The sequence below is a fragment of the Pontibacter diazotrophicus genome (assembly GCF_003367245.1).
Lineage (GTDB): Bacteria > Bacteroidota > Bacteroidia > Cytophagales > Hymenobacteraceae > Pontibacter > Pontibacter diazotrophicus.
This window is the reverse complement of the sequence record NZ_QRGR01000024.1, coordinates 84,662-96,138: the sequence shown is the minus strand read 5'-3', so window position 1 is coordinate 96,138 and position 11,477 is coordinate 84,662. Positions and strand designations below refer to the sequence as shown.

13 protein-coding genes are annotated in these 11,477 nt (G+C 47.1%); 5 read left to right on the top strand and 8 right to left on the bottom strand.

Features of this window, described 5'->3' with window-relative positions; translation table 11 throughout:
• Positions 1–247 precede the first annotated feature (247 nt).
• Complete coding sequence (locus DXT99_RS19910; protein ID WP_115567344.1) at positions 248–904, top strand: alpha/beta hydrolase; 657 nt, start codon at positions 248–250, stop codon at positions 902–904.
• A gap of 74 nt (positions 905–978) precedes the next feature.
• Here DXT99_RS19910 and DXT99_RS19905 read toward each other — a convergent pair whose 3' ends face one another.
• The gene (locus DXT99_RS19905; protein WP_115567343.1) at positions 979–1,374 is read right to left on the bottom strand and encodes a VOC family protein; all 396 of its coding nucleotides are present in this window, start codon (positions 1,372–1,374) and stop codon (positions 979–981) included.
• Between the two features lie 143 nt (positions 1,375–1,517).
• Here DXT99_RS19905 and DXT99_RS19900 point away from each other — a divergent pair, with 143 nt between their 5' ends.
• Positions 1,518–2,378 (top strand): SdiA-regulated domain-containing protein, encoded by an 861-nt coding sequence (locus tag DXT99_RS19900; protein ID WP_246000872.1) that lies wholly within the window; start codon positions 1,518–1,520, stop codon positions 2,376–2,378.
• 62 nt (positions 2,379–2,440) lie between these two features.
• Here the strand turns inward: DXT99_RS19900 and lgt are convergent, their stop codons facing one another.
• Entirely contained in the window at positions 2,441–3,304 is an 864-nt protein-coding gene (lgt, locus tag DXT99_RS19895; RefSeq protein ID WP_181885190.1) for a prolipoprotein diacylglyceryl transferase, read from the bottom strand.
• Between the two features lie 104 nt (positions 3,305–3,408).
• Between lgt and DXT99_RS19890 the strand changes: the two genes are divergently transcribed.
• Positions 3,409–3,738: an SdpI family protein gene (locus DXT99_RS19890; RefSeq protein ID WP_115567341.1), complete on the top strand. Its 330-nt coding sequence runs from the start codon at positions 3,409–3,411 to the stop codon at positions 3,736–3,738.
• A 62-nt stretch (positions 3,739–3,800) separates the two neighbouring features.
• Here DXT99_RS19890 and nadE read toward each other — a convergent pair whose 3' ends face one another.
• The 4 genes from nadE to DXT99_RS19870 form a co-directional block, all read right to left on the bottom strand.
• The gene (gene nadE, locus DXT99_RS19885) at positions 3,801–5,687 is read right to left on the bottom strand and encodes an NAD(+) synthase (RefSeq protein WP_115567340.1); all 1,887 of its coding nucleotides are present in this window, start codon (positions 5,685–5,687) and stop codon (positions 3,801–3,803) included.
• Positions 5,688–5,822: 135 nt separating this feature from the next.
• Entirely contained in the window at positions 5,823–6,563 is a 741-nt protein-coding gene (gene rnc, locus DXT99_RS19880; RefSeq protein WP_115567339.1) for a ribonuclease III, read from the bottom strand.
• Between the two features lies 1 nt (position 6,564).
• Entirely contained in the window at positions 6,565–7,818 is a 1,254-nt protein-coding gene (fabF, locus tag DXT99_RS19875; protein WP_115567338.1) for a beta-ketoacyl-ACP synthase II, read from the bottom strand.
• A gap of 69 nt (positions 7,819–7,887) precedes the next feature.
• The gene (locus DXT99_RS19870) at positions 7,888–8,124 is read right to left on the bottom strand and encodes an acyl carrier protein (protein WP_018477241.1); all 237 of its coding nucleotides are present in this window, start codon (positions 8,122–8,124) and stop codon (positions 7,888–7,890) included.
• Between the two features lie 154 nt (positions 8,125–8,278).
• On the opposite strand from DXT99_RS19870, the gene DXT99_RS19865 reads away from it, so the two are divergent.
• Both DXT99_RS19865 and pyk read left to right on the top strand, forming a co-directional pair.
• Complete coding sequence (locus DXT99_RS19865) at positions 8,279–8,707, top strand: IPExxxVDY family protein (protein WP_115567351.1); 429 nt, start codon at positions 8,279–8,281, stop codon at positions 8,705–8,707.
• Between the two features lie 2 nt (positions 8,708–8,709).
• Positions 8,710–10,140, top strand: coding sequence for a pyruvate kinase (gene pyk / locus DXT99_RS19860; RefSeq protein ID WP_115567337.1), 1,431 nt, complete (start codon positions 8,710–8,712; stop codon positions 10,138–10,140).
• 236 nt (positions 10,141–10,376) lie between these two features.
• Here pyk and rpsT read toward each other — a convergent pair whose 3' ends face one another.
• Both rpsT and DXT99_RS19850 read right to left on the bottom strand, forming a co-directional pair.
• On the bottom strand, positions 10,377–10,637 hold the full coding sequence (rpsT, locus tag DXT99_RS19855; RefSeq protein WP_115567336.1) for a 30S ribosomal protein S20: 261 nt from the start codon (positions 10,635–10,637) through the stop codon (positions 10,377–10,379).
• A gap of 340 nt (positions 10,638–10,977) precedes the next feature.
• Positions 10,978–11,421 carry a hypothetical protein gene (locus tag DXT99_RS19850; RefSeq protein ID WP_115567335.1) on the bottom strand — a complete coding sequence of 148 codons (444 nt, stop codon included), beginning with the start codon at positions 11,419–11,421 and terminating at the stop codon, positions 10,978–10,980.
• Positions 11,422–11,477: the final 56 nt, after the last annotated feature.

The following is an 11,477-nucleotide window of genomic DNA, read 5'->3' as shown; positions in this document are numbered from 1 at the left end:
ACATCGAGATCTTCTACAACAGAGAAAGACTCCATTCAAGTCTGGGATACCGTACACCCAAACAAATGGAAGAAATGTTAAACATTTAGCAGCTTAATCCTTTGTCCAATTTATTGTTGCAAGTTCATAGAGAGGTAGAGAGGTAGAGAGGTAGAGAGGTAGAGAGGTAGAGAGGTAGAGAGGTAGAGAGGTAGAGAGGTAGAGAGGTACTGCTATCACGATCAACTGTTTAGATACACGCAAAATATTGACTGAACACCAACTTATTGTCCCGCGCACTGCCCGTTATTATACCTTGGGTACCCCTTCCGATGCTATCAAAGACCTTTGGATTGTGTGCCATGGATACGGGCAGTTAGGCCTTTTTTTTCTGCGCCACTTCAGCGGCCTGGATGATGGCAAAACCCTTGTGGTGGCACCTGAGGCGCTGTCGCGTTTTTACCTGGATGGCTTCTCGGGGCGTGTAGGCGCTACCTGGATGACAAAGGAAGATAGGCTTTCAGAGATTGAGGACCAGGCAGCTTACCTGAATTTACTGCTTAAAGAACAGCTGCGGCAGTTGCCGCAGGACGTACAGGTTACAGTATTAGGCTTTTCCCAAGGGGGTGCTACCGTTTGCCGTTGGTTGGCTACCGGGCAGGTGCCTGTGCACCGGCTTGTACTTTGGGCTGCTTCCTTTCCGGAGGATATCGATTTTGATGCAGGCAAGGCTGCCTTTCAGGATTTACCAGTGGCCGTTGTCTACGGTACGCAGGATGAGTTTATCACTCCCGATAAACTGGAACAGAAGGGACAACTGATGGCACAACTAGGAATTACGCCGCAGGTGTATACCTTTGATGGCGGACATACTGTACACCCGGAAACGCTATCAATGGTAAACGAAAGACTTCTTTCAAAATAACCGGAAAGTTGAGAACTGTAAACTGGGCGTACACCACATAAAGTTTCAGTCATTCAAAATTCAGTTATTCAGTATTAACTTCTCTCCCACATCCCTTCCATCACTACTTCCAGCAGGTGCTGGTCTGGATCACGGAAGTAGAACGACAGGAAGCCCCCGCCCCAGTCATACTCCTGCTCAATTGGTATGCCGGCGCTTTTTACTTTCTCCTTCCACGCTTCGTACTGCTCCTGCTCTACTTCAAAAGCAAGATGCAGCTGCCCTGCACCATAATGCGGAGGTAAGTTGCCACCCTGTTTAGACACATCTGCTATGAAGCATAAAAGTACCGATGATCCGGCCCGAAAGAAAATGTGACGGTCCTTCACCTCCCCAATTTGCTTCATCCCCAATTTGCCTGCGTAAAAGGCCTTACTCTCTTTTAAATCTGCGACATAAAGGCAGGTTTCTTTTATCTTTTTTATCTCCATCTTTTTATCACTTGTAATTCTCCCATGTGGCATAACACATCCTGTCAAAATATTTATTTGCCTTCATTGTTAACGTCGGGCAGGGCCTTCCCGTTAAATAAGAATTACACGACCATATTTTCAATCCAAAATAAATGAACCTGATGATAAAAGTAGCAGCTGTTTTTGTAGCTGTAGCAGCACTGCTGTTCTTCTTTATGCGCGACACATTATTGGAAGCGCCAACCACAGCGGAGGCACCCCCTGCAACAGCAGCCTCTTTCGAAAAATTGGCTAATCTGCCTGGTGCTGTTGGAGAAAGCTCTGGTGTTGCTGTACTACCTCAGGAAGGCCATTACCTCACGCACAACGATGCGGGTAACAGGCCATACCTCTACAAGTTAAACAAAGAAGGTAAGCTGGTGGAAACACTAAAGCTGGATATAAAGAATGTAGACTGGGAAGACCTGGCGCAGGACGAAGCAGGCAACATATACATTGCAGACACTGGCAACAATAATAACAGACGCCGTGATTTAGTGGTGTACAGGATGAACCTGGAGAACCCGCAACAGACAGAGGCTATCCACTTTACTTATGAGGACCAGAAAAAATTTCCGCCTTCTAAAAAAGAACGGAACTTCGATTCGGAGGGGCTCTTCTGGCACGATGATAACCTGTACATCATTACAAAAGACAGAGGGCAGGGTGAAACAGCCAATGTATACCAGATACCTGCTCAGCCAGGGAACCACAAGGCTAGGTTGATTGGCAGTTACAAAGCAGAAACAGAGACAGAAGTAACAGGTGCTGACATTAGCCCGGACGGAAACACCGTGGCGCTGCTAAGTGAAGAGAAAATACACTTGTTCCGGGGCTTTGATTCGCCAGCCACTTTTTTTGAAGGAGATCATGACGAGGTTAGTATCGAAGGGGCTGGCCAGACAGAAGGCATTGCCTTTGAAAACAACAACACGTTGATAATTACGAGTGAAGGCGGCAACCTCTACCGTTATAGTCTATAGCACCATATAAGATAAAAAACGAAGCAGGCCTTTCTCTGATGGAGAAAGGCCTGCTTCGTTTTTTATCCTTTTCGTACCTTTTTTGTATCGGCTCTTGTATCATCCACCAGTTTACCTCCGGGCAGGGCAGGCTTTGGGTTCTGCCACACTTTAAACAGGATAAACAGGCCAACCAGAATAAGCGGTATGCTTAATATCTGGCCCATGTTCAGGGCCATTTCATCCTCAAAGGCCTCCTGGTTCTCTTTCATAAACTCCACTAAAAAACGGAAAGTGAAAAGGAACGTTACAAAAAGCCCGAACAGCAATCCGCGTGGCAACGCAGCTTTATACTTGCTCCACAACCAGTACAGCACCACAAAAAGCAGAAAAACACTCAGTGACTCGTATAACTGTGTCGGGTGGCGCGGCACGTGGGAATATTCATTATTTTGGTAGAATATAAATGCCCACGGCACATCAGTTGGTCGGCCAAATATCTCTGAATTCATCAGGTTACCCAACCGGATTAGGGCTCCGCCTAAAGCCACTACAATCACGATGCGGTCCAGCACCCACACATAGTCAAACTTCATGCGGCGGCTGAACAGCCACAGTGCAAACAGAATACCGATGGTAGCCCCATGGCTGGCTAAGCCACCTTCCCATATCTTCAGGATTTCAATGGGGTTGCTCAGGTAGTAGTCCGGAGCATAGAACAACGTATGGCCTAAACGGGCACCAATCACTGTTCCGATAATCATGTAGAGGGTAATAACATCCACATCGCCTTCTGTGCGGCCCTCAGCCACATAAATCTTGGTGAGAATGCGCTGCCCAATTACGAAGCCCAGGGCAAAAAGCAAACCGTACCAACGGATGCTTAAGGGGCCAATGCTAAATATTTCGGGGTCGACATTCCAGGGAATGTAATTTAAAATGCTCATAAAGGTGGTTCAGTTCTTCCCAAAGTTACGATAAATCAGGTACTGAAAAAACGAAAGACTTGCGCCCTGCGTGTAACAAAAGAATAAAACTTTATTAAACCCGAATGCTTTTCCTTCACTTAATGCCTGCCCTGCTGGTAATTCTTATCGGCTTTGTACTACAGCAATGGCCTCCTAAGCGGGTGAACTGGTTTTACGGCTTCCGCACCCACTACTCTATGAGGGATGAGGAAAACTGGCACGAAGGCAATCGTTTTTATGCCCGGTTTATCCTCGGAATAGGCTTTGTTTCATTGTTCATCAGCCTTATCTGTTACTATACTTTGCCTTTTTTTGCAAGCCTGCTGGTGCCACTCGGTTTCATGCTGCTATTCTTTATGGGCAGCATCGTACTCACCAACGAACACCTGAAGCGCAAATACGGGGACTGGTAAAAAAAGCAGGCGCTACTATAACAAGTAACGCCTACCACTCTACATTATTTACTGCAAGCCTGCTAAGCCTCATTTATTTTGGCAAGTTCTGTTTGGAAGCCCCCGCTTAAAATAGGGAAACGAAGCCAGCTGCGAGGGTCTATGTTGTAATCGTCGAGGTGGAAAGATGGGGCATACCGCTCACGTTTCCATTGGTTTCGCGACCACAGTGTATAGAACTTGGTCACCCAGGCCTTCAGCATCTCCGGTTCCGCCACCTGCTGCTCCAGAAGCATGTTATATACCTCATGCGGTGCAAAGCGGTCGTGAAAAGCAAGGCGCTCAATCTGGTTCAGCACCTCATACGGCATCAGGTCTTTCTCGTCTGTCTGCTCGTCCTCTGACGGGCGCAGCTCGGCACTTGGCTGCAGTTTATTCACATATTGTAGCCCCTCGTAGCCTAACTCCTGCTGCATCCAGATTAACAGCTGCCGAATAAAGGCTTTGTCTATACCTGCAATCGGTGAAATACCACCTGCCGTGTCACCATCCATGGTGGCATAGCCCACAGAGCCTTCGCTTCGGTTTGAGGTGGCCATGAGCAGGGCGTTGTTGATGTTAGCCAGCATCCAAATGCCAGGGGCACGTACCCGTGCCTGTATATTCTGAAGCGTCAGGTCGTCCTGTTCCCAGGTTAACGGGCGCTGCAGCACATCTTCGATTTTGGAAATGTACCCTCTCACCTCATTGTCTATCGTCCAGTTAAAGAATTTGGCCCCGATAGAGTCGGCAAGCCCTTTGGCGGAGTTGTAGGTGTCATCGGAGGAGTTAACAGTGCCCTGGTAGGCACAGGTCAGCAGCCTGCCTACCAGTTCCTTTTGAGCCTGTTCGGGGGGTAGCGATTCAAAATAGGCGACATCTTTCATCGGGAACATCTGGGTTTTGGCTGCAAACAGCACAACTCCCAGGCTTTCAATCCCTTTCCGCACCATTTCCGCTACAGCCACAGCGCATAAAGACGAATCGGCACCCCCACTCAGCGACAGCACAAAGCCTCGGCTGCGGCTCTTGCGCATGTAATCGAACAAGGCGAGGCTCAAGGCATCTATTACTTCTTTGTTCTCATCTATCGGGGGCAGGTACTCTATCACATCCTCTATGGTGGGGTTCTTGGAGAAACAGACTTCTGCACACTCCATATCCACATTCTTAAAGCAAAGCAGTTCATTTCTGCGGATAAGTTTACCGTTTTGGGCAATCAGCACCTCCCCGTCGTACGTCATGCGGCCGGCCTCATTCCCGAGCAGGTTCGCATATACGTAGGCACATCTGTATTTTTTAGAGGCATCTACTACCAACCGGTGCCGTACGTCTGTTTTACTGAGGGCAAAGTGGCTGGCGCTCGGGTTCAGGATGAGTTCCACCCCTTTTGGCATGTGCCGTTCGGCAGGCCTGTTCGGCCGCCAAGCGTCCTCGCATATCTCGAATGCATACTTTACGCCCTGCTCCTCATAAATGATGTCGCCGATGCGGTAGGTCTGACCAAACTTCTCAAACTCCTGCACCACATCCGCAGGCCAGGGTGTAAACCAACGCGGCTCATAGTGCACGCCGTCGTTAGCCATAAACTGCTTTGCCGTAACACCAATGATTTCTTTGTTTTTGATGACGCAGGCAGTGTTATATACTTTTTTGTCGAGGAAAAGCGGCAGACCAACAGCTACAGTTATGTTATCGCACCACTCCTTCACCTGTAACAGCTTCTCAAATGCTACCTCCGACAGCCAGGGGCTCAGAAACATGTCTTCGCAACCATAACCGGTAATGCAGAGTTCTGGCAGCAAAAGCAGGTGGGCCTTGTTTGATTTCGCTTCTTCTACAGCGTCCTTTATATTTTGCATGTTGCCGTCCCAATCCATAGGGGTTTGGTTAAGGGCGGCGGCGGCAAGCATTAATCTTGTTTCTTCCATAGGGTTGTTTAACGCAACATTGTGGAGGCAAGTTAAGTGATGCGAGGCAATTTATATTCGAATTATTGGATAATAGGAACAGCCTATCAAAGGGCATACTTTTAGGCACACCTATTCAATCATTCAAAATTAAGCTTAGGAGATTTTCAGCGCAGCCAGGCTTTTCTCGGCGGCGGCCTGATCGGCTTTTTTCTTGGAAAGGCCTACGCCTACGGCAATAGGTTTACCGTCGATGGTTACCTCAGAAGTGAATTCGGTGGTGTTGCCCTGTTGCTTCCGCTTCACAATCTCGAAACGGATATCCATGTTCTGGCTCTGCGCCCACTCAATTAGTTTGCTTTTGAAATTAGCGGTAGTTGTAGTCAGGCTATGCAGATCTACATGCGGCTTTATCAGCTTAGAGAGGATAAACCGGCGGGTGTTATCGTAGCCTTTATCCAAGTAAATGGCGCCCACCAGCGCCTCCAGTGCATTGCCGTTCACGGATTTGTGGCGGGTACCGTGGCTGGCGGTATCTACCTTCACCAGCAGGTTTAAACCAATTCTGACAGCAATGAGGTTCAGCGACTCCCGGTTCACGATGCGTGAACGGATTTCGGTCAGGAAGCCCTCATCTTCGTAGGGAAATTTTCTGAAAAGATGCTCTGCCACAACAGCACCCAATATGGCATCGCCTAAAAACTCCAGGCGCTCGTTTGTCTCGTGTTTGCCCGCCGCTGTCTGCCGTGCAAAAGAGGTATGCGTGAGGGCAAGCTTGTACAGCCGGATGTTATCCGGTGTACTGCCAATAAGGCCAGCAAGAGCGCGTACTAATACCCTGTCTTTATTAAATAACCTGTGGTATACGCGCCGAACTGGTTTTATAGGCCCAAACACACTAATCCTTCAGTTGGCGGAATAAAACGGAGGTATTATGACCACCAAATCCAAATGTATTGCTCAGGGCAACCTTTACTTCACGCTCCTGCGCCTTGTTAAACGTCAGGTTCAGGCGGCTGTCAAGGTTCTCATCGTCGGTAAAGTGGTTGATAGTTGGAGGCACCACATTGTGCTGAATGGCCATGATGGAAGCAATAGCTTCGATGGCACCGGCAGCACCCAGTAAGTGCCCTGTCATGGATTTAGTGGAGCTGATGTTCAGGTTATAGGCGTGGTCGCCGAATACCTGCTTAATCGCTTTTACCTCGCTCAGATCACCAAGGGGAGTGGATGTTCCGTGCACGTTGATATAATCAACCTCCTCCGGGTTAGTTCCCGATTGGGCGAGCACATTTTTCATCACGGTAAATGCACCACGGCCTTCCGGGTGTGGCGCCGTGATATGGTATGCGTCAGCAGACATTGCACCACTGATGATTTCAGCATAAATTTTTGCGCCGCGTGCTTTGGCGTGCTCATACTCTTCCAGAATGATAGCTCCTGCTCCCTCTCCCAACACAAAACCGTCGCGGTCCGCATCAAAAGGTCTGGAGGCTGTTTCTGGAGAATCGTTACGCTCTGAAAGGGCTTTCAAAGCATTAAAACCACCTACACCTGCCTCTGTTACAGCTGCCTCAGAGCCACCGGAAACGATGACATCAGCCATACCCAGGCGGATGTAGTTGTAAGCATCAATCAGAGCGTTTGTAGCAGATGCACAAGCAGATACAGTTACAAAATTAGGTCCCCGGAAGCCATGCTTAATGGAGATATGGCCTGCGCTGATATCGGCAATCATCTTCGGAATGAAGAAGGGATTGAAGCGTGGGGTGCCGTCGCCGTTGGCGAAGTTTACGCACTCTTCCTGAAAGGTACGCAGGCCACCAATGCCGGAACCCCAGATAACACCAATACGGTCAAGATCAATATTATCTTCTACCAGCCTGGCGTCTTTCACGGCCTCATCGGCCACAACCATGGCGAACTGAGAGAAAAGGTCCATTTTACGGGCCTCTTTACGGTCAAAGTAGTTCTCAGGATCGTATCCTTTTACTTCACAGGCAAACTGTGTTTTAAACTTACTCGCATCAAAGCGCGTGATAGGGGCAGCACCACTCACGCCATTCTTTAACCCGTTCCAATATTCTGAAACAGTGTTGCCAAGTGGCGTGAGTGCGCCTAACCCAGTAACTACAACTCTCTTAAGCTCCATAAGCTACTAGTAGAGGATAGATAGTAGAAAATTTGTTCTGATAGGATACTAAATAAAAAGAGGGGAATATTACTTCGCGTGCTCTTCAAGGTAGCTTACAGCCTGACCTACAGTAGCGATATTTTCAGCCTGATCATCTGGAATAGATACGTTGAATTCTTTTTCGAATTCCATGATAAGCTCAACTGTATCTAATGAATCAGCGCCAAGGTCATTCGTGAAGCTAGCCTCCGGTGTAACCTCTGACTCTTCCACACCAAGCTTATCGATAATGATAGCCTTTACTTTTTCTGCGATTTCTGACATTTTTTTTATAGTTAATTAAAACACTGTGCAAAGAAATGTAATTAGGCAGACAATGTCAAAAAAAATTACTCTATTCCCTCTTTTGCAAAAGTTTTACCATGCAATTGCCATTATACCAAGTTCCCTTGCTATTTTTGGCGTTGAACTAAAAATCATGAAGACACTCCGGCTGGACATAGCGTATGAGTACGACTTTGATCTGTATGGCTTGGTGTCGACGGTAAAAGAGCACAAATTAGCCTGGGCTCTGAACAAGCTACTGGGCTTCCGCCTCATCAAGCAGAAGGACCTTTGTTATGACTTAGTTGAGCAGGAGCACATAATTATATCTAATTATGAGTATCTTACCGACTATAGTATAGTTCGCCTTCTTAAGAACAGAGCAGTAGGTACTGCCCCGGCAAAAAACCCGTTCTTACTGCCCGAAATAAAGGAGTATGACTACGTGCTGCAGATAAACGGTCCGCTGCGGCAACTGTGCCCGCAGGAGCTTATAAACAGGCTTCTCCGTATTCCGCTGGTACAGTACGTGAAACAATTTGACCCACTTACACTTAAACTAAAAGATAACCTGATATTCTAAGTATGGACTTATCCTTCAACAAAACAAAAATCCTGGCTACCGTTGGCCCCGCAAGCAATACCCCTGAGCGCCTCCTGGCTTTAGCTGATGCAGGCGTAAATGCTTTCCGCCTTAACTTCTCACATGGTGCCTATTCAGAACATCAGAAAGTAATTGATTATGTTCGCGACTTAAATAAGAAACACAACAGAAACCTCTGCCTGGTGCAGGACCTTCAGGGACCTAAGATTCGACTGGGTGATGTAGAAAACGGTGCGATTGAAATAAGGGAAGGCCAGGTAATAAAGCTTGTTTGTGACGGCTCTCTCACAACAGAAGGCAGGCTCTCCACTATATATGAGAACCTGGCCAGAGACGTTAAACCAGGCGATGCTATTCTTTTGGATGACGGTAAACTGGAGGTTAAAGTTATCAGCACAGATCACCACATGGAAGTGGAGGCAGAGGTTATTTATGGCGGCACAGTGAAACCACGTAAAGGAATCAACCTGCCTGACTCAAAGGTGTCCGCCCCTTCCATGACTGAAAAAGATATAGAAGACCTGCAGTTTGGTTTAGATAATAATGTGGAGTGGGTAGCGCTTTCTTTTGTACGCAAAGCAGAGGATATCAACGAAATCAAACAAATGATCAAAGAGCGGGGAAAAAGGACCCGTGTGATCGCTAAAATTGAAAAGCCTGAGGCCATCGAAAACATCGATGAGATTATAGAAGCGACAGACGCCATTATGGTGGCGCGTGGTGACCTCGGTGTTGAAGTGGGCATGGAGAAAGTGCCGATGATCCAGAAAATGCTGGTGGAGAAATGCAACAGAGCAGGTAAGCCTGTGATTGTGGCCACCCAGATGATGGAGAGCATGATCACTAATCCAAGGCCGACTCGCGCCGAGACAAACGACGTAGCAAATGCAGTGATTGACGGTGCTGACACCGTGATGCTAAGTGCGGAGACGGCTGTAGGTGCTTATCCTATCGAGACTATCCGCAGCATGAGCCTTACCATCCGCACGGTGGAGGCCAACGCTACCAACATATTTAACAAGAGCTATGCGCTGAACCCACAGGCTAAGACGTTCTATAGCGACAGCCTGGTGGCAAACGCCTGCAGCCTTGCCCATGATACCCATGCCAAAGCAGTGATAGGTATGACAAAGTCAGGATACACAGCATTACAGCTGGCAAAGTACCGCCCGAAAGCCAACATCTTTATCTTCACTGAAAATCATGAGCTACTGAATACACTGAACCTGGTGTGGGGCATACGTGGCTTCCATTATGATAAGTTTGAGTCAACGGACGCAACTATTGATGATATTAAGAACACCTTGTTAGAGGGTGGTTACATCGATAAAGGTGATGTGTTCATCAACACAGCCAGCATGCCAATAAACGAGCAGAAACGCACCAACATGATTAAGCTAAGTATAGCTTAATCCGCGAGCCTCAAATAAAACAGAAAGCCCGCTGTAGAAGCTTCTACAGCGGGCTTTCTGTTTAGGGACCAGCAAGTTCTATGAGTAATTCTGCAGCATAATATATTCACCCACCAGTGCTGGCGCTTCACATTGTAATAAGGCAAAACTCCTCCTCAAAAAGCATTATATTTATTAAAACACAAAAAGCCTTACACGGCATGTGCAAGGCTTTTGAAGCGCTTTTCCAGCAAAAATTAAGCTGCAGCCAGGCCGTTCACCAACTTAGCCAGTCTTGACTTGTTGTTGGCAGCTTTGTTTTTGTGGATGATGTTTTTCTTAGCCAGACGGTCAAGCATCGAAGAAACTGTCTTGTAAAGCTCTTGCGCCTCTGCCTGATCAGTTGTTTTCTCTAATTTCTTAATGAAAGTACGAGTAGTTTTCGCTTGATACCTGTTACGAAGACGTTTAGCGTTGTTCGCTCTGATTCTCTTTAATGCCGACTTGTGATTAGCCATATTATTTTTATGTAATTAAATCTTTTGTTCTGTTCTTAGAATGAGTTTGCAAAGGTATAACCTTTACATATAATTTCCAAAACCAACTATAAAATTATTCCTTTGTGCATTAGCAGAACAAATATAGTAAAAACATACTGTCTGAAGCACTGTTCATTCAAAAGCCTTGCTTTATTGCCCCACATTAAGCCACTGCACAGAATTCTTATTGCCTTCCCTACCTGCAAAGTGCCATACCACAGGGCGGGGCATTCGCAACAGACTCTTTTCAGAATGATTTAAGGAAAACAGGCAACAACATTTTCAGTGACGTGGCCTGCATCAATCAGTTACAGGACTCTTAATTATTCTGCCGCTCCACATCCACATCTACATCCACGTCCACATCTTCAATATTACCTAAACGCTCTCTGATTTTGTTTTCAGCTTCATTCCAGTCAGCCTTCAGTTCCTCCCACTCCTGCCTTGCCTCTTCATCCCAGTTGGCGCTCTCAGCCTCCAGTTCAGCCCTGCGGCGCTGATATTCACTTCTTATCTCGGCCCATTCCTCTCTTGTAGCAGTCTCGGCACGTGCTGACTGTTCCTGAACCCAGGTCTCAAACTCCTCTATGTCCCGGTTGGCTTCTGTCGATACGTTAACTTCTGCCGACCTGTCAGGAGCTTCCATCTGCGCCTCATTTATTTCCTCATTCACGTCGGTAGTCGTTTCCTGATTACAGGCAACCGTAAATGCACCAAGCGCAAATGCCAGGCTTATAGTTTTAAATTTTGATGTAACTTTCATTTTATTTATTTGTTAATTCCTTCATCTACTTACGCAGAAATAAAAGTTATTGATTT